Origin of the sequence: Burkholderia sp. 9777_1386, from assembly GCF_015712265.1 — a bacterium.
GTDB classification, from domain to species: Bacteria; Pseudomonadota; Gammaproteobacteria; order Burkholderiales; family Burkholderiaceae; genus Burkholderia; species Burkholderia cenocepacia.
This window is the reverse complement of the sequence record NZ_JACCQB010000029.1, coordinates 68,779-88,487: the sequence shown is the minus strand read 5'-3', so window position 1 is coordinate 88,487 and position 19,709 is coordinate 68,779. Positions and strand designations below refer to the sequence as shown.

17 protein-coding genes are annotated in these 19,709 nt (G+C 67.6%); 12 read left to right on the top strand and 5 right to left on the bottom strand.

Features of this window, described 5'->3' with window-relative positions; all coding sequences use genetic code 11:
• Positions 1-280: 280 nt before the first annotated feature.
• A complete protein-coding gene (locus tag H0X91_RS21355) occupies positions 281-928 on the bottom strand; it encodes a TetR family transcriptional regulator (RefSeq protein ID WP_006499094.1) in 648 nt (215 codons plus the stop codon).
• Between the two features lie 151 nt (positions 929-1,079).
• Between H0X91_RS21355 and H0X91_RS21350 the strand changes: the two genes are divergently transcribed.
• From H0X91_RS21350 to H0X91_RS21315, 8 genes are all read left to right on the top strand, one after another.
• The gene (locus H0X91_RS21350; RefSeq protein WP_196433317.1) at positions 1,080-2,282 is read left to right on the top strand and encodes a MexX/AxyX family multidrug efflux RND transporter periplasmic adaptor subunit; all 1,203 of its coding nucleotides are present in this window, start codon (positions 1,080-1,082) and stop codon (positions 2,280-2,282) included.
• 15 nt (positions 2,283-2,297) lie between these two features.
• Complete coding sequence (locus tag H0X91_RS21345) at positions 2,298-5,438, top strand: multidrug efflux RND transporter permease subunit (protein ID WP_006499092.1); 3,141 nt, start codon at positions 2,298-2,300, stop codon at positions 5,436-5,438.
• On the top strand, positions 5,438-6,898 hold the full coding sequence (locus tag H0X91_RS21340) for an efflux transporter outer membrane subunit (protein WP_043206248.1): 1,461 nt from the start codon (positions 5,438-5,440) through the stop codon (positions 6,896-6,898). Before H0X91_RS21345 ends, H0X91_RS21340 begins: the two co-directional genes overlap by 1 nt.
• 862 nt (positions 6,899-7,760) lie before the next feature.
• Positions 7,761-8,273: a fimbrial protein gene (locus tag H0X91_RS21335; RefSeq protein WP_006499089.1), complete on the top strand. Its 513-nt coding sequence runs from the start codon at positions 7,761-7,763 to the stop codon at positions 8,271-8,273.
• A gap of 122 nt (positions 8,274-8,395) precedes the next feature.
• A complete protein-coding gene (locus H0X91_RS21330; RefSeq protein WP_006499088.1) occupies positions 8,396-10,849 on the top strand; it encodes a fimbria/pilus outer membrane usher protein in 2,454 nt (817 codons plus the stop codon).
• Positions 10,850-10,864: 15 nt separating this feature from the next.
• The gene (locus tag H0X91_RS21325; protein WP_196433316.1) at positions 10,865-11,611 is read left to right on the top strand and encodes a fimbrial biogenesis chaperone; all 747 of its coding nucleotides are present in this window, start codon (positions 10,865-10,867) and stop codon (positions 11,609-11,611) included.
• Positions 11,608-12,633 (top strand): fimbrial protein, encoded by a 1,026-nt coding sequence (locus H0X91_RS21320; protein ID WP_006486070.1) that lies wholly within the window; start codon positions 11,608-11,610, stop codon positions 12,631-12,633. Before H0X91_RS21325 ends, H0X91_RS21320 begins: the two co-directional genes overlap by 4 nt.
• A gap of 12 nt (positions 12,634-12,645) precedes the next feature.
• Positions 12,646-14,088, top strand: coding sequence for a calcium-binding protein (locus H0X91_RS21315; protein ID WP_230877983.1), 1,443 nt, complete (start codon positions 12,646-12,648; stop codon positions 14,086-14,088).
• A gap of 155 nt (positions 14,089-14,243) precedes the next feature.
• Here the strand turns inward: H0X91_RS21315 and H0X91_RS21310 are convergent, their stop codons facing one another.
• Together H0X91_RS21310 and H0X91_RS21305 are read right to left on the bottom strand one after the other, a co-directional pair.
• A complete protein-coding gene (locus H0X91_RS21310) occupies positions 14,244-15,008 on the bottom strand; it encodes a class I SAM-dependent methyltransferase (RefSeq protein ID WP_058901444.1) in 765 nt (254 codons plus the stop codon).
• A gap of 42 nt (positions 15,009-15,050) precedes the next feature.
• Positions 15,051-15,578: a DedA family protein gene (locus H0X91_RS21305; RefSeq protein WP_196433315.1), complete on the bottom strand. Its 528-nt coding sequence runs from the start codon at positions 15,576-15,578 to the stop codon at positions 15,051-15,053.
• Positions 15,579-15,871: 293 nt separating this feature from the next.
• On the opposite strand from H0X91_RS21305, the gene H0X91_RS21300 reads away from it, so the two are divergent.
• On the top strand, positions 15,872-16,537 hold the full coding sequence (locus H0X91_RS21300) for a response regulator transcription factor (protein ID WP_006486077.1): 666 nt from the start codon (positions 15,872-15,874) through the stop codon (positions 16,535-16,537).
• A complete protein-coding gene (locus H0X91_RS21295; protein WP_163123663.1) occupies positions 16,534-17,913 on the top strand; it encodes an ATP-binding protein in 1,380 nt (459 codons plus the stop codon). Before H0X91_RS21300 ends, H0X91_RS21295 begins: the two co-directional genes overlap by 4 nt.
• Positions 17,914-17,988: 75 nt before the next feature.
• Here H0X91_RS21295 and H0X91_RS21290 read toward each other — a convergent pair whose 3' ends face one another.
• Together H0X91_RS21290 and H0X91_RS21285 are read right to left on the bottom strand one after the other, a co-directional pair.
• Entirely contained in the window at positions 17,989-18,126 is a 138-nt protein-coding gene (locus tag H0X91_RS21290) for an HHHH-motif protein (RefSeq protein WP_006486072.1), read from the bottom strand.
• Positions 18,127-18,172: 46 nt separating this feature from the next.
• The gene (locus H0X91_RS21285; protein WP_006491479.1) at positions 18,173-18,418 is read right to left on the bottom strand and encodes a hypothetical protein; all 246 of its coding nucleotides are present in this window, start codon (positions 18,416-18,418) and stop codon (positions 18,173-18,175) included.
• A 293-nt stretch (positions 18,419-18,711) separates the two neighbouring features.
• Between H0X91_RS21285 and H0X91_RS21280 the strand changes: the two genes are divergently transcribed.
• Both H0X91_RS21280 and H0X91_RS21275 read left to right on the top strand, forming a co-directional pair.
• Entirely contained in the window at positions 18,712-19,380 is a 669-nt protein-coding gene (locus tag H0X91_RS21280) for an RNA polymerase factor sigma-70 (protein WP_006486089.1), read from the top strand.
• A gap of 85 nt (positions 19,381-19,465) precedes the next feature.
• Complete coding sequence (locus H0X91_RS21275) at positions 19,466-19,708, top strand: MbtH family protein (protein WP_006476052.1); 243 nt, start codon at positions 19,466-19,468, stop codon at positions 19,706-19,708.
• Position 19,709 lies beyond the last annotated feature (1 nt).

Sequence of the window (19,709 nt, the reverse complement as noted above, 5' to 3'; positions counted from 1 at the left end):
CTTATCGTCGGCAGCGTCAGAGGTGTATAAGAGACAGACAAAACAGGCCCCGCCAGGGGCCTGTGTCGTTTCCGTTCGACCCAACCTGCGGGGCAGTGCCCGCTTCGAACGGCGGCGTGCCTACCGGGTCGAACCCGGTTATCACGAAGACGCTAAAGAAAGATGACAGCGTCAGTCTACCGATGTTCCGCAAAACGTTAAAAATTTTAAAGGGGGTCAGCTCATTCGTTTCGCAGTGCGGTAAGTCGGGTTAAATCAGCATTTGTTACGACAATTTTCGTCAGTCCGGCAATTTTTGCGCGCGCCCACGCAGCGCGGCGGAGGTCCGGACGGCGTCGAAGCCGGCGTCGAGCATCGCCTCGGCGTCGTTCCACAGGTTGCCGCGCAGCCGGTTGGTCCAGATCATCGACGCGAACACGCCTTCGAGCAGCGACACCAGATAAACGGCGGCCAGATGCACGTCGAGATCGGCGGCGAGCTCGCCGGCGGCGATCGCGCGACGCAGCAGCGCCTTCGTGATCCGCAGCATCTGCAGCTCGAGCAGCATGCGGCGCCGCTGCAGCGCGCCGTTCTCCTCGCTTTGCTCGCACTTCGTATAGAGAATCACGAGCACGCGCTGCATCGGCCCCGGCTCGCCGCATTCCTGCAGGTAGTGCGACGCGGCGCGGCGCAGCGTCGCGAACGGCGGCAGGCCGTCGCCCGCGTCGAAGCCTTCCGACGTGCGCGCGAACGCGCGGTCGCACATCGCCAGACACACTTCCATCTTGTTGCGGTAGTGGCCGTAGACGGCGCCCCGCGACATCCCGGCGGCCTCGGCGAGGTCCGCCATCGCGGTCTGCGCGACGCCTCTTTCGAGCAGCACGAGCTCGGCGGCGTCGAGGATCCGGTGCTTGATGGCGAGCGATTCTTCCCGGGTCTTGCGGGCCATGTCGTAAAATTCCTTACAGTTCGCTGTCGTTTTATTGAGACAGTGTGTCGGTCAGATTGAAACAGCATGTATTTAATCAGTCGTGACTGATTATAATCGGCCACCCTGAGCCGCCGCATTGTATCGGCGGCGAATGATCCGAGGTCAGAACATGAATAACAAACGCACCCTGTGGCGCCGCATGCGGCTGGCGCCGTTCGCGCTCGCGGCCCTGCTGGCCGTGGCCGGATGCGGAAAGGGCGACAAGGACGCCGCGCCGGAGACCGCGAAGCAGGCCACCGTCGTGACGGTGCGCCCGACGGCCGTGCCGATGACCGTCGAACTGCCGGGCCGGCTCGACGCCTACCGGCAGGCGGAAGTCCGCGCGCGGGTCGCGGGCATCGTCACCGCCCGTACCTACGAGGAAGGCCAGGAAGTGAAGCAGGGCGCGGTGCTGTTCCGCATCGATCCCGCGCCGCTGAAGGCCGCACGCGACGCCGCGCAGGGCGCGCTCGCGAAGGCGCAGGCCGCCGCGCTCGCCGCGACCGACAAGCGCCGCCGTTACGACGATCTCGTGCGCGATCGCGCGGTGAGCGAGCGCGACCACACCGAGGCCGTCGCGGCCGATACGCAGGCGAAGGCCGAGGTCGCATCGGCAAAAGCCGAACTCGCGCGCGCGCAGCTGCAGCTCGACTACGCGACCGTCACCGCGCCGATCGCGGGCCGCGCACGGCGCGCGCTCGTGACCGAGGGCGCGCTCGTCGGGCAGGACCAGGCGACCCCGCTCACGACCGTCGAGCAGCTCGATCCGATCTACGTGAACTTCTCGCAGCCGGCCGCCGACGTCGACGCATTGCGTCGCGCCGTGAAGAGCGGGCGCGCGACGGGCATCGCGCAGCACGACGTCGCGGTGACGCTGCTGCGCGCCGACGGCACCGCGTATCCGCTGAAGGGCAAGCTGCTGTTCAGCGATCTTGCGGTCGATCCGACGACGGACACCGTCGCGATGCGCGCGCTGTTCCCGAATCCGGAGCGTGAGCTGCTGCCGGGTGCGTATGTGCGGATCGCGCTCGACACGGCGGTCGACCAGCGGGCGATCCTCGTGCCGCGCGACGCGCTGCTGCGCACGGCCGACCGTACGTCGGTGCGGGTCGTCGGCTCGAACGGCAAGGTCAAGGACGTCGAGGTCACGGCCGACCAGATGAGCGGCCATGACTGGCGCATCACGCGCGGCCTCGCGGGCGGCGAGCGCGTGATCGTCGACGACGCCGCGCAGTTCGCGCCCGATACGGCCGTCAAGCCCGTCGAGAAAGCGCCGCCGTCGAAGGCGGCGCCGCCCGCGGCCGCTTCGCAGGCGGCCGCCCGTCAAACCTGACCGGTTCAAACCAACATGGCACGTTTCTTCATCGATCGCCCCGTCTTCGCGTGGGTGATCGCCATCTTCATCATGCTGGGCGGCCTGTTCGCGATTCGCGCGCTGCCCGTCGCGCAGTACCCGGACATCGCGCCGCCCGTCGTCAGCATCTATGCGACGTACCCGGGCGCGTCCGCGCAGGTCGTCGAGGAATCGGTGACCGCGCTGATCGAACGCGAGATGAACGGCGCGCCGGGGCTGCTGTATACGTCCGCGACGAGCAGCGCCGGCGCGGCGTCGCTGTACCTGACGTTCAAGCAGGGCGTGAACGCCGATCTCGCGGCCGTCGAAGTGCAGAACCGGCTGAAGACCGTCGATGCGCGCCTGCCCGAGCCCGTGCGCCGCGACGGCATCCAGGTCGAGAAGGCCGCCGACAACATCCAGCTCGTCGTGTCGCTGACGTCCGACGATGGCCGGATGACCGACGTGCAGCTCGGCGAATACGCGTCGGCGAACGTCGTGCAGGCGCTGCGCCGCGTCGAGGGCGTCGGCAAGGTGCAGTTCTGGGGCGCCGAATATGCGATGCGGATCTGGCCCGACCCGGTGAAGATGGCCGGGCACGGCCTCACCGCGTCGGACATCGCGTCGGCCGTGCGCGCGCACAACGCGCGCGTGACGATCGGCGATATCGGCCGCAGCGCGGTGCCGGCCAGCGCGCCGATCGCGGCGACCGTGTTCGCGGACGCACCGCTGAAGACGCCGGCCGATTTCGGCGCGATCGCGCTGCGCGCGCGGCCCGACGGCTCGGCGCTGTTCCTGCGCGACGTCGCGCGCGTCGAATTCGGCGGCAACGACTACAACTATCCGTCGTACGTGAACGGCAAGGTCGCGACCGGAATGGGCATCAAGCTCGCGCCGGGCTCGAACGCGGTGTCCACCGAGAAGCGCGTGCGCGCGACGATGGACGAGCTGTCCGCGTACTTCCCGCCGGGCGTGAAATACCAGATCCCGTACGAGACGTCGTCGTTCGTGCGCGTATCGATGAACAAGGTCGTCACGACGCTGATCGAGGCCGGCGTGCTGGTGTTCCTCGTGATGTTCCTGTTCATGCAGAACCTGCGCGCGACGCTGATTCCGACGCTGGTCGTGCCGGTCGCGCTCGCGGGCACGTTCGGCGTGATGTATGCGGCCGGCTTCTCGATCAACGTGCTGACGATGTTCGGCATGGTGCTCGCGATCGGCATCCTCGTCGACGACGCGATCGTCGTCGTCGAGAACGTCGAGCGACTGATGGTCGAGGAAGGGCTCGGGCCGTACGACGCGACCGTCAAGGCGATGCGACAGATCAGCGGCGCGATCGTCGGGATCACCGTGGTGCTGACGTCGGTGTTCGTGCCGATGGCGTTCTTCGGCGGCGCGGTGGGCAACATCTACCGGCAGTTCGCGCTGTCGCTCGCGGTGTCGATCGGCTTCTCGGCCTTCCTCGCGCTGTCGCTGACGCCCGCGCTGTGCGCGACGCTGCTCAAGCCGGTGTCCGGCGACCATCACGAGAAGGGCGGCTTCTTCGGCTGGTTCAACCGTTTCGTCGCGCGGGCGACGCAGCGCTATGCGACGCGGGTCGGCACGATGCTGAAGAAGCCGGTGCGCTGGCTCGTCGTGTACGGCGCGCTGACCGCGGCCGCCGCGCTGATGCTCACGCAACTGCCGACCGCGTTCCTGCCGGACGAGGACCAGGGCAACTTCATGGTGATGGTGATTCGCCCGCAAGGCACGCCGCTCGCGGAAACGATGCAGAGCGTGCGCGAAGTCGAGTCGGCCATCCGCCGCGACGAGCCGACCGCCTACACGTATGCGCTCGGCGGCTTCAACCTGTACGGCGAAGGGCCGAACGGCGGGATGATCTTCGTCACGCTGAAGAACTGGAAGGAGCGCAAGGCCGAGCGCGATCACGTGCAGTCGATCGTCGCGCGCATCAACGAGCGTTTCGCGGGCACGCCGAACACGACCGTGTTCGCGATGAACTCGCCGGCGCTGCCCGATCTCGGTTCGTCGAGCGGTTTCGACTTCCGGCTGCAGAACCGCGGCGGGCTCGACTACGCGACGTTCAGCGCCGCGCGCGAGCAACTGCTCGCGGCGGGCGGCAAGGATCGCGCGCTCACCGACCTGATGTTCGCGGGCACGCAGGACGCGCCGCAACTGAAGCTCGACATCGATCGTGCGAAGGCGTCCGCGCTCGGCGTGTCGATGGACGAGATCAACACGACGCTCGCGGTGATGTTCGGCTCCGACTATATCGGCGACTTCATGCACGGCACGCAGGTGCGGCGCGTGATGGTGCAGGCCGACGGGCTGCACCGGCTCGATCCGGACGACGTGAAGAAGCTGCGCGTGCGCAACGCGCGCGGCGAGATGGTGCCGCTCGCGGCGTTCACGACGCTGCACTGGACGCTCGGGCCGCCGCAGCTCACGCGCTACAACGGTTATCCGTCGTTCACGATCAACGGCTCGGCCGCGGCCGGCCACAGCAGCGGCGAGGCGATGAGCGCGATCGAGCGGATCGCCGCGAAGCTGCCGGCCGGCATCGGCTATGCGTGGTCGGGGCAGTCGTTCGAGGAGCGGCTGTCGGGTGCGCAGGCGCCGATGCTGTTCGCGCTGTCGGTGCTCGTCGTGTTCCTCGCGCTCGCGGCGCTCTACGAGAGCTGGTCGATTCCGTTCGCGGTGATGCTGGTCGTCCCGCTCGGCGTGATCGGCGCGGTGCTCGGCGTCACGCTGCGGATGATGCCGAACGACATCTATTTCAAGGTGGGACTGATCGCGACGATCGGGCTGTCGGCGAAGAACGCGATCCTGATTGTCGAAGTCGCGAAGGATCTGGTCGCGCAGCGCATGTCGCTCGTCGACGCCGCGCTCGAGGCCGCGCGCCTGCGGCTGCGGCCGATCGTGATGACGTCGCTCGCGTTCGGCGTCGGCGTGCTGCCGCTCGCGTTCGCGTCGGGCGCCGCGTCCGGCGCGCAGATGGCGATCGGCACCGGCGTGCTCGGCGGCGTGATCACGGCGACCGTGCTCGCGGTGTTCCTCGTCCCGCTGTTTTTCGTGATCGTCGGCCGCCTGTTCGACGTCGGCCCGCGCCGACGCGGTGGCGCGCAGCCGACGACGATGGAGGGTTCGCAACCATGATGTTTGCGCTGAATGCACGCGGCGCGCTGCGGGTTCAGGTCGCGCTGGCCGCCGCGCTGGCGCTTGCCGGCTGTTCGCTCGCGCCGCGTTACGAGCGTCCGGCCGCGCCGGTGCCGGCGACCTATGCGCCGGTCGACGCCGGCACGGCATCGGCGGCCGAACCGCCCGCGGCGCAGGATGCCGCGTTGCTCGACGACTGGCATGCGTATTTCACCGATCCGGCGCTGCAGGCGTGGATCGACGCGGCGCTCGCGAACAACCGCGACCTGCGGATCGCGGCCGGCCGGCTCGACGAAGCGCGCGCGCTGTATGGCGTGCAGCGCGCGGACCGGATGCCGTCGGTCGATGCGAATCTCGGCTATGAACGCGCGCGCCAGTACGACCCGGTCGTGCGCGAAAGCGCGATCAGCGGGCTGTATCGCGCGGGCGTCGGCATCAGCGCGTACGAGCTCGACCTGTTCGGCCGCGTGCGCAACCTGTCCGACGCGGCGCTCGCCGAATACTTCGCGACGGCCGACGCGCAGCGCACGGTCCGCATCGGCGTGATCGCCGAAGTGGCGGGCGCGTATGTTTCCGAGCGATCGTTGCACGAGCAACTGGCGCTCGCTCAGCGTACGCTCGAAGCCCGCGAGCGGATGGCCGCGCTCACGCAACGCCGCTATGCCGCGGGCACGAGCGACGCGATCGAGCTGCGCTCGGCCGAGATGCTGGTGGCGTCCGCGCGCGCGTCGCAGGCCGCGCTGCAGCGCGAGCATGCGCAGGCCGTACGGGCGCTGCAATTGCTGGCGGGCGATTTCGCGCGCAACGTGCCCGACGACGCGACCGCGCTCGACACGCTGTCGATCGCGCCCGTGGCGCCGGGCGCGCCGAGCCAATTGCTCGAACGACGGCCGGACATCCGGCAGGCCGAGGCACGGCTGAAGGCCGCGAACGCGAACATCGGCGCGGCGCGTGCGGCGTTCTTCCCGCGCATCGCGCTGACGACCGACTACGGCTCGGTGAGCGACGCGTTCTCGAACCTGTTCGCGGCCGGCACGAGCGTGTGGACGTTCGCGCCGCGCATCACGCTGCCGATCTTCGCGGGCGGACGCAATCGCGCGAACCTCGACGTCGCGCACGCGCGCAAGGACATCGCGGTCGCCGAATACGAGAAGGCCGTCCAGACCGCGTTTCGCGAAGTGGCCGATGCGTTCGCCGCGCGCGACTGGATCGACCGGCAGCTTGCCGCGCAGCAGGACGTGTATGCGGCGGACGGCGCGCGGCTGAAGCTCGCGGAGCGTCGCTATGCGGGCGGCGTCGCGACGTATCTCGAACTGCTCGACGCGCAGCGCAGCACGTACGAGTCGGGGCAGGAGCTGATCCGGCTCAGGCAGCTCAGGCTCGCGAACGCGATCGCGCTGTACCGTGCGCTCGGCGGCGGCTGGGCGCCGGCAACGGCGGAGGCCGCGGCTTCCGTGTAATCGGCGATGTGTTGCGTGGCACGGCAGCGTGCCACGCAACACGACGGCGGCCGCGCGATTCGACGTGCGGCCGCCATTTCAACAGGGCGTGCCGTGCCCGCCATGCCGCCGATCATCGTCGGCATTTCCTTTCGCTGTTCGGCGCCCCCGCTCTCCGCTCTTTCATCGCTCGGCGGGGCGGCGGCGCTGCTTTCGCGGCGTCCCGCATCCGTGGGTCGATCGTGTCACCTGCCGGCGCAAACGTATGCGCGGCGCTTCGTCGTTTTCATCCCGTCCAATCCGGCACGCCAGCCGCGTTCCGGCGACTGCACATGCATGCGATTCAAGATCGGAAATTGACGAAAGAATTAATCAATGTATTGGAATTAATGGTGGCGGCAAAATGTCGCGGTAAAACGTTTGTATGCTTTTCGCAATCGTTTGCGCGATAAGTCCGTATTGATGAAATGCCGTCTTTAATTTCCTGTCAGTTGAAAATGAGTCGATATTCGCGTTGCAATCGGGCAACGATGGCGGCGCAGGACAATGTTTTGTCTTTTGAGTGGCGGTTCCGCACGAGCCAATGCCGGCAAGGGAGAGCGGGGGTGGCGACGATTATCGGCAAGAAATTCCCTTAATCTTCAATCGGTTCCGGAAAATAAAAAAGGACTGCGGATAAAAATTTTGGGATTGTAAATTCAAAAGAAAGAGTGCTGTTTTGGAGTGCGAAATCGAACATTGTCAGAATCATTTGACAATGATTTACAGAAATCTTTCATGGTTATCTCGATAATGCCGCCTCGTGTCGGACGGGAGCCACCATGCGCTGCCGTTTGTGTCCGCCACGTCGTCCATTCCATTTGCACTCCTTACGGGAAACGTCATGAAAAAAACCATCCTGACCGCTGTCGCACTCGCGGCCCTGTCCACCTCGGCCTTCGCAGCGGGCACCGGCACGATCAACTTCACGGGCGAGATCGTCGCGGGCGCATGCGGCATCGATTCGAACTCGGTCAACCAGACCGTGCAGCTCGGCAAGGTGCCGACCAACAAGTTCAAGCAGGCCGGCGACAAGTCGGACCCGGTGTCGTTCGACATCAAGCTGACCGACTGCGACACCAGCATCGCGCAGAACGCGTACTTCACGTTCACGGGCACGTCGAGCGCCGGCCAGCCGAAGCTGCTCGCCACGATCGGTTCGGCCACCAACGTCGGCATCCGCCTGCAAGCCGCGTCGGGCGAATACCTCGACAACGGCGCCGAGCAGAAGGCGCCGACGCTGCTGCAGAACGGCACGAACACCGCACGCTTCGCGGCGATGTACGAAGCGACGGCAGCCGGCGTGACGCCGGGTACCGCCGACGGCGTCGCGAACTTCACGGTCCGCTACCAGTAAGCGTCCGTACCGGAGGAGGGGGGCATGCATCCCTTCCTCCTTCCTTTTTCCTCCCGTTTTCCTTCTCCCTGGACTCTCGGTAGCGCCGCGTGCGAATCAGACATTCCTTCCTTTGCGTCTCCGTGCTGGTCGTCGGCAGCCAGAGCCAGGCGACGGAATTCAATTCGTCGTTCCTCGACATCGACGGAACGAGCAACGTCGACCTGTCGCAGTTCTCGCAGGCGGACTTCACGCTGCCCGGCGAGTACATGCTCGACGTGCAGGTCAACGACCTGTTCTACGGGCTGCAAGCGATCGAATTCATCGCGGTCGACGCGTCGGGCGCCGGCAAGCCGTGCCTGCGGCCCGAGCTCGTCGCGCAGTTCGGGCTGAAGCCGTCGCTCGTGAAGGATCTGCCGCGCTTCCAGGGCGGGCGTTGCGTCGACCTCGGCGCGATCGAGGGCGCGACCGTGCGTTACCTGAAAAGCGACGGGCGGCTCAAGATCACGATTCCGCAGGCCGCGCTCGAATTCACCGATTCGACCTACCTGCCGCCGGCGCGCTGGTCCGAAGGCATTCCGGGGGCGATGCTCGATTACCGCGTGATCGCGAACACGAACCGCAACTTCGGTGCGGGCGGCGGACAGACGAATGCGATCCAGGCCTACGGGACGGTGGGCGCGAACTGGGATGCGTGGCGCTTTCGCGGCGACTATCAGGCGCAATCGAACGTGGGTAACACGGCGTACGCGGACCGGACGTTCCGCTTCAGCCGGCTGTATGCGTTTCGCGCGCTGCCATCGATCCAGTCGACGGTGACGTTCGGCGACGACTACCTGACCTCCGACATTTTCGACACGTTCGCGCTGACGGGCGCGTCGATCCGCAGCGACGATCGCATGCTGCCGCCGTCGCTGCGCGGCTATGCGCCGCTGATCTCGGGCGTCGCGCGCACCAACGCGACCGTGACGGTGTCGCAGGCCGGCCGCGTGCTGTACGTGACGCGCGTGTCGCCGGGCGCGTTCGCGCTGCAGAACATCAACACGAGCGTGCAGGGCACGCTCGACGTGGCGGTCGAGGAAGAAGACGGCAGCGTGCAGCGCTTCCAGGTGACGACGGCCGCCGTGCCGTTCCTCGCGCGCGCCGGGCAGTTGCGCTACAAGGCCGCGGTCGGCAAGCCGCGCCTGTTCGGCGGCGCCGGCATCACGCCGTTCTTCGGCTTCGGCGAAATCGCGTACGGCCTGCCGTTCGACGTCACGGCGTATGGCGGTTTCATCGCCGCGTCGGGCTACACGTCGATCGCGCTCGGCGTCGGTCGCGATTTCGGCGCGTTCGGCGCGGTGTCGGCCGACGTCACGCATGCGCGGGCGAAGCTGTGGTGGAACGGCGCGACGCGCAACGGCAACTCGTATCGCATCAACTATTCGAAGCACTTCGACGGGCTCGATGCCGACGTGCGCTTCTTCGGCTACCGCTTCTCCGAGCGCGAATACACGAACTTCGCACAGTTCTCCGGCGACCCGACCGCATACGGCCTCGCCAACAGCAAGCAGCGCTACTCGGCGACGCTGTCGAAGCGTTTCGGCGACACGTCGACCTATTTTTCCTACGACCAGACGACCTACTGGGAACGTGCGAACGAGCAGCGCGTCGGCCTCACGCTGACGCGCGCGTTTTCGATCGGCACGCTGCGCAACCTGAACGTCAGCGTGTCGGCTTTCCGCACGCAGAGCGCGGGCGCAAGCGGCAACCAGGTCTCGGTCACCGCGACGTTGCCGATCGGCGGGCGTCACACCGTCACGTCGAACCTGACGACGGGCAGCGGCAGCACGAGCGTGAACGCGGGCTACATCTACGACGATCCGAATGGCCGCACCTACCAGATCAACGCGGGCGCGACCGACGGACGCGCGTCGGCGAACGCGAGCTACCGCCAGCGCTCGTCGGCGTATCAGCTGACCGCGCAGGCATCGACGCTCGCCAACGCGTATGCGGCCGCGTCGCTCGAAGTCGACGGCTCGTTCGTCGCGACGCAGTACGGCGTGTCCGCGCACGCCAACGGCAATGCGGGCGACACGCGGCTGCTGGTGTCGACCGACGGCGTGCCCGACGTGCCGCTGTCCGGCACGCTCACGCATACCGATTCGCGCGGCTACGCGGTGCTCGACGGCATCTCGCCGTACAACGTGTACGACGCGACCGTCAACGTCGAGAAGCTGCCGCTCGAAGTGCAGGTGACGAACCCGATCCAGCGCATGGTGCTGACCGACGGCGCGATCGGCTTCGTGAAGTTCTCCGCCGCGCGCGGCAGCAACCTGTACCTGACGCTGACCGACGCGGCCGGCAAGCCGCTGCCGTTCGGGGCGTCGGTGCAGGACGCGGCGAACGGCAAGGAACTCGGCATCGTCGGCGAAGCCGGCGCGGCGTTCCTGACCCAGGTTCAGCCGAAATCCACGCTGGCGGTGCGGGCGGGCGAACGCACGCTCTGCACGATCGCCGCGCTGCCGAACCAGCTCCAACTCGAAGGCACGCCGATTCCGGTGACGTGCCAGCCGCCCGGCGAGTCGCATGCAGCGGCCGCGCGGGCCGAACGATGATTTCACGGATCCACGATGAAGCATTCCTTTTCCCGTTCTTTCCCGCGGCGCGCGCTGGGCGTGTTCGCGACCGTCGGCGCGATGCTGGCAGGTGCCGCCCAGGCGGCGATCGTGCCCGATCGCACGCGTGTGATCTTCAACGAAGGCGAGCAGGCCGCGATCGTCACGATCACCAACAAGAGCACGACGTATCCGTATCTCGTGCAGTCGTGGCTCGAAGATGCGAAGGGCAACAAGATCACGTCGCCGCTGATGGTCGTGCCGCCGCTGCAGCGGGTCGAGGCGAACGAGCGCAACGTGCTGCGGATCGCGAAGCTGCCCGGTGCGCAACTGCCGGCCGATCGCGAGACGGTGTTCTACCTGAACATCCGCGAAGTGCCGCCGAAGACCGACACGCCGAACACGCTGCAGATCGCGCTGCATACGCAGATGAAGCTGTTCTACCGGCCGAAGGCCGCGCAGCCCGCGCGCGACGAGGACTGGACGCTGCCGATGACGCTGCGGGTCGATGCGGCCGCGCACAAGCTGGTGTTCGGCAACCCGACGCCTTACCACGTGACGGTGGTCGACGTGAGCGCGGGCACGCAGAAGACGCCGGTGCCGATCGAGCCGACGATGGTGAGCCCGATGAGCACGGCCGAGGTGCCGTTCAAGGCCGCGACGCCGTCGACGCTGTTCGTCACGCACATCGACGACTACGGCGGCCAGGTGGCGGTCGAGTATGCGTGCGAGGCCGGTGCGTGCAAGAGCGTGAAGAAATGAGCGGGGGCGCGAAACAACGCGTGTCGCCGTTCGCGACGTGGCTGCGCTGGGCCGTGCTCGCGATGCTGATCGCGGTCGCGCAGCCGGCGTGGGCGCTGCGCTGCCTGGCCGACGGCGGCGCCGATTCGCTCACCGAGCCGATCGGCGGCGTCGCATCGTATCCGACGGATGCGCCGGACGGATACGTGATCTGGGTATCGCCGCCACGCACGACGACGGGATACTGCTACAAGGACTACGGCGGGGCCGCACTGAACTTTGCCGAACAGGTTTACTTCTACGCGAACCCGAGATCGCAGGATCCCGCCGCCTGGGGGCTCGAGATCGGCATTCGTTATGGTGGCCGCGACTATTTCGGCCTGGGCAGCGGACCGGGTGCGCGCGTGGAAACCACCACCACCGTCGGCACGTGTTCGCAATGGAACTTCGACCGGGGGCTGTGCCCGAAGGTGCCGCTCAGCATCACCTATCAGGTGGTGGTGCGCAAGAAGGGCCAATGGATGCAGCCGCCGAACGATATCTATGCGGTCTTCCAGTTCGACGGCAAGGGCGGCCTCAACGCGGCTCGATCGAGTTTCCAGTACCGGTTGAGCGGGTTGTCCCGTCTGAAGCCGACACCCTGCCTCGTCGACGTGCTGGTGACGCCCGAGCCCGGCATCGTCAATTTCGGTCAGGTGCAGACCACCGGCAACGGCTTCCTGCCTGCCGTGCCGCGTCGGCGGTTCTCGTTGTCGCTGTCGAAGAAATGCAGCATTCCGATTCGCGTCGACGGCTATTTCGAGGCGACCAAGGGCGCCGTGCAGAACGGTTTGCTGGTGCCGGCGAAGGACAGCAACTTCGGAATCGGTCTCGAGGACAGCCAGGGCAAGCCGATCGACTTCAACAAGCAGTTCACGCTCACGCAATTCGCGGCCAACGTTGCGAATCAGACCGTGATGCTCGATGCGGTGCTCAAGTCGTTCGGACCACCGAAGATCGGGCCGTTCGACGCGGCCGCAACGATCCGGATTTTCCTGTATTGAGCGTGGTGCGGCATGAGCGGCGTGCACCGCGCAACATGCTCCCTGTACCGGATTTTCATTGATGTACGGACGGAGGAGAAGGGGATGCATCCGAGACGCAATGTCGTCGCGGCCGTGCTGGCCGTGTCGGCGACGAGCGCGGTTCACGCGCAGACGGTATCGGCCGGCGGTTATTCGCTGACCGTGATCGGCGACCTGGGCGGGCCGCGCGACGTGCGGTACGACGGCAATGCCGTCAGCGCTGACGGCAAGACGATCATCGGTTCCTACTGGAGCGAAGCGCAGCCCGGTGGCTCGATGGCCTTCTCGTGGTCGGCCGCGACGGGCTGGCAGCGGCTGGCCGCGCCGGCGAATGCCTATGACTCGCAGGCACGGACGGTGTCGGCCGATGGGCAGGTGATCGGCGGGTCGATCAGTGCGCGCGAGACGGACAGCAGCAACCTCGATCGATGGGCGGTGCGATGGCCCGGCGACGGTCGCACGCAGAAACTCGTTCCGGATACGGCGGGCCGGGATGCATCGGTTGACGTTGCGAACCTCGCCGGCACGAGGATGGCGGGCAGCCTGACGACGACCGGCGGCCGGAATGCACGGTTCATGTGGGACCAGCCGAGGGGTTTTCGCGAGTTGCCGCCGGGCGGCGACTATCTCGTGCACCTGCTCGCGATGACCTCGTCCGGGAACGCGGCAGTCGGGTTCGCCGGCAATGTCGACGGCGTGTATGGCTCGCGTGCGCTTCTTTGGTCGGAACGAGCCGGCGAACGACTGTTGCCGACGATCAACGCGGGCGTGGCCAGAATGGATCTGGCCCGTGGCGTGACCGAGGACGAACGGACGATCGCCGGCGCGCTCGGCACCCTGGTGGTCACGCCGGATGGGCAACGGGTCGACTCGGAGGCCGTGCTGTGGACGAACGGCGGCGACGACATCCAGCGGCTCGGTTTTCTCGACGGCGACGACAATAGCCATGCGTCGTCGATCAGCACGGACGGGCGGGTTGTCATCGGCGAATCGAGCAACCGGCAGACCGGTGTCGCGCGCGTCTTCGTGTGGACGCCGCAAAGCGGCATGCGCAGCCTCGTTGCGTTGCTCGAAGCGGCCGGCCTGTCGGTCGGCACGCTGAACCTGGTCAACGTGATCGGCGTGAGCCCCGACGGGCAGACCATCACGGGGCAGGGTTATCGCGACGGCGATCCCGACTACCGGCCGCAGTTCTGGCAAGTGCACATCGATGCGGCGACACTGCGCGCGCTGCGGCCGGCGAGCCCGGGGGCCGACGCGTTGCGGGTGCGGGCGACGCAGCCGAGGGCGATGGCGGTGTCGCGCATGCTGGCCGCGCAGCCGAAGGCAGCGATGCAGCGAAGCGCCTGCCGCCTGCCCGTCATCCCGGCGGCTCGCGTCGTGCCGGCTGCTGTTGCCGGCCGCGCGCTAGCGAGCAGGGTCGCATGCAGGTGAAGCGATGAAACGAGGCGCCGTTTTACGGCGCCTCGTTTTGTTTACCGCATCGCCGCGGCACACCTTGTGCCCGTGATGCTCGCTGCGGCACACGCAGTGCGGTTGCGCTTCCCCGATGGCCGGCGCGGGCAGTGCGGCGGCCATGGTGGCTGCGCTCACAGTTCGACGGCTCGGCTGTTTATCTGCCGATGCGAATCGGCACGGCCCGAACCAACGCGCGGGCCCTCGCTCGGGGACAGCACCACAGCGCCGGGGCGCCGGGTCGCGTCCCGACCACGCAAAGCCGTTGCATCGACAACCCTCTCCAGCGACGGCAGCGCACGAGCCCGGTGCCTGCCGGCCACGTCGTCGAGCCGTTCGAACCGGTACACGAAGGCCGGCGGAAAATTCATCCACGCGACGCCGATCCGGACGGCGCGCATGCGCATCGCCTCCAGACAGCGCGCCGGAATCGGGCAGCGCGGCACATAGGTGAACTGATAGAACGCGCCACCGGCAGCCAGGTGGCGCACGAACGCGCCGTGCACGATCGCGACGGCCCGTTCGACCGGCATCGCGACGAGCGGCAACCCGCTCACGATCGCATGCGCGCGCTCCCCGCCGAAGAAGTCGCCGGTCATCCCGAGCTGGGCCGCGTCCATCTGCATCACCCGCAACGCGGGAAACTGATGCCGCAGCGCGTTCGCGAACGCAGGGTCGGCTTCCACGAGCACCAGCCGGTCGCTCGCGACGCCGCGCGCGAGCAGCGCGCGCGTGAACACGCCGGTGCCCGCCCCGAGTTCGATCACGGACGCGCCGTCGCGCGGGACATGCGCGGTGATCAGCGCGGCGAGCGCCGGGCCGGATGGCGCGAGGGCGCCGACCCGGCGCGGATGGCGCAACCACGTACGCAGAAACAGCATCCATTCGGGGATTCGCATCGGCAGGCTCCTGGTGGATCGATCGGTCAATGACGGGCGCGGCTAGGCGGCCGCTTGCGCGGCGAGATAGCCGGCCGTGATGAACAGCGTGTTCCATAGCGCGATGCCGGCCGCGGCGCCGGATGCGAAACGCGTGAAGCTCGTTTCCAGCAATCCGGCGAGCGCCGGCGCGACGAGCCGGACGAACGGCACCAGTTGCGACCACAGGGCGAGCCGCGTGGGCCGCGCGCGGATACCTTCGATCAGCGCGTCGATTCGCGCGGGCTGCATCCTGCCCAGCGGCGCGAGGCGGCGCAGCAGGGTCAGCACGCCGTCTTCCGGCCACAGATTGCCGAGCGCGTAATGAAAGAGGCAGCCGGTGAAACTGCCGAGCACCGTGACGACGATCGCTTCCGGCAAGGTCCACGCACCTTGCGCACCGGCGACGCCGATCATCGCGAGCAGCACGTGCGACGGCAGCACGGGAATCAGCCGTTCGATCAGCGACAGCCCGGCGAGGCAGACGATGCTGTTGGCGCTGGCCAGGCTCAGCGCGAGGCCGAACGGAACGAGCGTGGCGAACTGGTTCATCGCACCGCTCCCGTGCGACGCGTGCACGACGCGCGGAACGTGCACGACGCGTGCGGTCTTCCATGCCAGAATGGCCCGTACCGGCCCGGCGCGAAGGGGGGGCGCCGCGCCGTCTTGCATCGCAGCAACGGAATCGAACAACAGAACACGGTCATGGCGGGCCTCTCGGGAAAGCGCCGGATGCAGGGCGCCGGCAATGCGGCGATCGACACGCATCGTGGCCCTTCGGCTTTAAGAAGTTTTTAATCGCGGTCCGTCACGCTGGCGACCTCGCCATTCGAGGAGCGATACCGATGCATATCCTGCTGGTGGAAGACGATGTGATGCTGGCCGACGCCGTGCGGGCCGGCCTCGCGCAGAACGGCTGGCGCGCGGACTGGTCGGCCGACGTGCCGGCGGCACGGCTCGCGCTCGTCGGGCACGACTACGACGCGGTGCTGCTGGACCTGCAACTGCCGGGCGCATCCGGTTTCACGCTGCTGGCCGCGATGCGCGCGAACTACGATGCGACGCCGGTGCTGATCGTGACCGCGCGCGATCAGTTGAGCGACCGTATCCGCGGCCTCGACGCCGGCGCCGACGACTATCTCGTGAAGCCGTTCCAGCTGGACGAGCTTTATGCGCGGCTTCGCGCGCTGACGCGCCGCAGCCAGGGCCGCGTGTCGGAGCGGCTCGTTTGCCGCGATGTCCACGTCGATCCGGCGCGCCGGGAAGTCACGCGCGCCGGCGAACCGGTCGCGCTGAGCATCCACGAATACCGGACGCTGCTCGCGCTGATGGAGCGGCAAGGGCGAGTCGTCACGCGCGCGCAGCTCGAGGAGCGCGTGTACGGCAACGACGGCGCAATCGAAAGCAACACGATCGCGGTGTACATCCATCAACTGCGGCGCAAGCTCGGCGACGAACTGATCGTGACGGTGCACGGCTTCGGCTATCGCATCGGGGAGGGCACAGCATGAGGTCGCTGCGTATCCGCCTGCTCGCGACCGTGATGGCGACGGTCGTCGTGTTCTGGGCCGGCTGGGGCGCGTTTCTCGGCATCGCCCTGTGGCGCGAACAGCGCGGCTGGCGCGACGGCTTGCTCGAGGGCGCCGCGCAACTGCTGCTGTTGTCGTTGCCCGATACGATCGATCGCCTGCCGGAAGTGCGCGCGCAGGCGGTGGCGCCGAAAGCCGCATACGGCAAATACGACGTCGCGTTCCAGATCTGGGTCGACGGCCGCAACGTCATGCACAGCGCCGATGCGCCGGGGCCGGCGCTCAAGCCGGACATGCGCGACGGCTACGGCGTGAGCGCCGGGCGCGGGATCGCGCACGACGAGACCTGGCGGGTCTATTCGCTGTCGGGTCCGACCGGCCGGATTCACGTGCAGACCGGCGGGCCGGCCACGACCTGGCAGGAGAAGGCCAGCAATGCGGTGCAGCTCGGCCTGTTCAATACGGCGGTGATGCTCGCGATGCTGGGCGTGGCGATCTGGTGGGGGATCCGCTGGTCGTTCGGGCCGGTGCGCGACGTTCAGCGGGCGATCCAGCACAAGGCCGCATTCGATTTCTCGCCGTTGCCGCTGCTGACGCTGCCGCGCGAGCTTCGACCGCTCGTCGAATCGTTCAATCGGCTGCTCGCGCGGCTGAGTCAGGCCGTCGATACCGAGCGCCGTTTCATCGGCGATGCGGCGCACGAGTTGCGCATTCCGCTGGCGGCATTGTCGGCGCAGGCGGAAGTGGCGTTGCGGGCGGACAGTCCGGCGGACAAGGACGCCGCGCTGCGCCGGCTGGCAACGGGCGTGGAGCGCAGCGCGCGGCTGTCGGCGCAATTGCTCGAACTGGCGCGGCTGGATGCCGGCTCGCGTGCGGAGCAGCACGGGCCGGTCGACCTGGCGCGGCTCGTTGCGCTGATCGCGAGCGACTTCGATGCGGCCGCGCATGCGCGCCGGCAGACGGTGCGGGTGGCGATCGAGCCGGTATGCGTGTGGGGCGATCTCGACGAAATCGCGATCGCGGTGCGCAACCTGATCGACAACGCGCTGCGTTACGGCCGTGAAGGCGGACGGGTCGAGATCACGTGCGATGGCGCCGTGGAGGCGGGGCGGGTCAGGCTGCGGATCGCGGACGACGGGCCGGGCGTGCCGGTCGACCAGCGCGAGCGGATTTTCGAACGCTTTTACCGGGTGCCGGGCACCGCGCAGCCGGGAAGCGGCATCGGCCTGTCGCTGGTCGCGCGGATCGCCGAGTCTCATGGCGGAGCCGTCGACGTGACGGCCGGTATCGACGGGCACGGGCTCGCGGTGATCCTGTCGTTCCCGATCTGGCTCGCGCCGGAGCGATGGCAGGATTAGCGGCGGACGGCGCCTGGCGTTCGCAACGAAAAAAGCGCCGGCAAGCGGCGCTTGTTCGCATCGGCGGCGCGACGCTCAACGCACCCAGCGGCACACCTTGTGATGGTGATGCTCGAAGTGACACACGCGGTGCGGATGCGCTTCGGCGATGGCCGGCGCGAGTATGGCAGCGGCCATGGCGGCGGCGGTAAGGGTTTTCAGTAGCGTCTTCATGTCGAGGTCCTGTCGTCGAATGATGGATCAAGGGCGCGTCGCGGCATCACCACTGCGGCCGCTGATCGTCGCGGCGGTCATCCGGGCGATCGTCGCGGCGGTCGCGGTCGTCACGCGGGCCGGCATGCCGGGCTTCCCAGTCGCGGCGCTCCCAGTAGCGATTTCCGTCCCAGTAACGATCGCCATGCCAGCCGATCGTGACTTCGGCAGGGCCGGGGTAGGCGACGCACCCGGCGAGCATCACGCTCGACAGCGCGCCCACCATGACTGCGGATAACACGATGGCTTTCATGTCGTTCTCTCTTGGAAACGGCAGGTCGATCGTACGAGCCCCCAAAATTTCACGTGGTAAGAAGTTGCTACCGCCGATGACACGGGCGGGCGGTTCGTCAGGAACATGAAAGCATGCGTCGGCGCCGTGCGAACCGTCCGCGCGGCGCAGACGCACCCATGTCCGCTCCGGCAACGATTCGGATCATTGTTCAGACAAATCCTGACAACCGAAAGGGTCATCCTGTAATCAGATTGAGAATGATTTGCGTTTACGTTAAATTGCGCTATCTCGGAATTTGACGGAGCAGATCGATGGCCATGGCGGAAGTGCTCGACCGACCGGCGGCGGCAGCGGCAAACCCGTTCCTCGGCAGTTATCCGGACCTGCCGCCGCGCGCCGCGCCGCGTGCGCGCCGGGCGTCCGAGCCCCGCGCGCAGGGCGCGCTGCTCGACGTGCTGATCTCGCATCGCGCGATGCTCGTCAACGTCGCGCGCGGCTTCGTCGGCTGCGCGAGCCGCGCGGAAGACGTCGTGCACGACGTGTTCGTGAAGCTCGTCGAATTCCCGAACCAGGACGCGGTGCGCCAGCCGGTCGCCTATGTGACGCGGATGGTGCGCAACGCGTCGATCGACGCGTGCCGTCGGCAAAACCTCGAAAACGTCTATCACACGGAAGAGGACGACGGCTTCGACGTGCCGTCGCCCGAGCCGACGCCGGAAGCCGCGCTGATGACGCGCGACACGCTGCGGCGCGTGTGGGCCGCCCTCGACGACCTGCCGGCGCGCAGCCGCGCGGCCTTCGAGATGGTGCGGCTGCGCGAGGAAACGCTGCAGACTGCGGCGCGCGCGCTGAACGTGTCGCAGACGCTCGTGCATTTCATGGTGCGCGACGCGGAGCGCCACTGCGCGGAATGCCTCGACGCGTGCCATCGCGGCGTCGCCTGTCCGGTGTTCCTGGGCGGCCGCGCGCGGCGGCGGTAAAAAAACGCGCCGGCCAACCGTCTATCAGACAGGAGCGGCCGAATCCGCCGCTTCGCCTCCTTCAACCGCCCAGCGATTTCCGATCATGACGCAAGCCCCGACGCCTTCCGCCGACACCGACGATCTCGTCTATACGGTCGTCATCAACGACGAAGAACAGTATTCGATCTGGCCGACGTTCCGGCCGGTGCCGGCCGGCTGGCGCGAAGTCGGCGTGAGCGGCCCGAAGGCCGACTGTCTCGCGCACATCGAGACGGTCTGGACCGACATGCGCCCCGCGAGCCTGCGCCGCGCGATGGACGGCGAGCGCGCGACGCGCGCGTCGTGAT

Bases quoted from the DNA above. Each gene is read 5' to 3' on its own strand.
- H0X91_RS21340 (WP_043206248.1), top strand. From the start codon at position 5,438: ATGTTTGCGCTGAATGCACGCGGCGCGCTGCGGGTTCAGGTCGCGCTG.
- H0X91_RS21335 (WP_006499089.1), top strand. From the start codon at position 7,761: ATGAAAAAAACCATCCTGACCGCTGTCGCACTCGCGGCCCTGTCCACC.
- H0X91_RS21320 (WP_006486070.1), top strand. From the start codon at position 11,608: ATGAGCGGGGGCGCGAAACAACGCGTGTCGCCGTTCGCGACGTGGCTG.
- H0X91_RS21350 (WP_196433317.1), top strand. From the start codon at position 1,080: ATGAATAACAAACGCACCCTGTGGCGCCGCATGCGGCTGGCGCCGTTC.
- H0X91_RS21305 (WP_196433315.1), bottom strand. From the start codon at position 15,578: ATGAACCAGTTCGCCACGCTCGTTCCGTTCGGCCTCGCGCTGAGCCTG.
- H0X91_RS21295 (WP_163123663.1), top strand. From the start codon at position 16,534: ATGAGGTCGCTGCGTATCCGCCTGCTCGCGACCGTGATGGCGACGGTC.
- H0X91_RS21280 (WP_006486089.1), top strand. From the start codon at position 18,712: ATGGCCATGGCGGAAGTGCTCGACCGACCGGCGGCGGCAGCGGCAAAC.
- H0X91_RS21275 (WP_006476052.1), top strand. From the start codon at position 19,466: ATGACGCAAGCCCCGACGCCTTCCGCCGACACCGACGATCTCGTCTAT.
- H0X91_RS21345 (WP_006499092.1), top strand. From the start codon at position 2,298: ATGGCACGTTTCTTCATCGATCGCCCCGTCTTCGCGTGGGTGATCGCC.
- H0X91_RS21325 (WP_196433316.1), top strand. From the start codon at position 10,865: ATGAAGCATTCCTTTTCCCGTTCTTTCCCGCGGCGCGCGCTGGGCGTG.
- H0X91_RS21285 (WP_006491479.1), bottom strand. From the start codon at position 18,418: ATGAAAGCCATCGTGTTATCCGCAGTCATGGTGGGCGCGCTGTCGAGC.
- H0X91_RS21290 (WP_006486072.1), bottom strand. From the start codon at position 18,126: ATGAAGACGCTACTGAAAACCCTTACCGCCGCCGCCATGGCCGCTGCC.
- H0X91_RS21300 (WP_006486077.1), top strand. From the start codon at position 15,872: ATGCATATCCTGCTGGTGGAAGACGATGTGATGCTGGCCGACGCCGTG.
- H0X91_RS21315 (WP_230877983.1), top strand. From the start codon at position 12,646: ATGAGCGGCGTGCACCGCGCAACATGCTCCCTGTACCGGATTTTCATT.
- H0X91_RS21355 (WP_006499094.1), bottom strand. From the start codon at position 928: ATGGCCCGCAAGACCCGGGAAGAATCGCTCGCCATCAAGCACCGGATC.
- H0X91_RS21310 (WP_058901444.1), bottom strand. From the start codon at position 15,008: ATGCGAATCCCCGAATGGATGCTGTTTCTGCGTACGTGGTTGCGCCAT.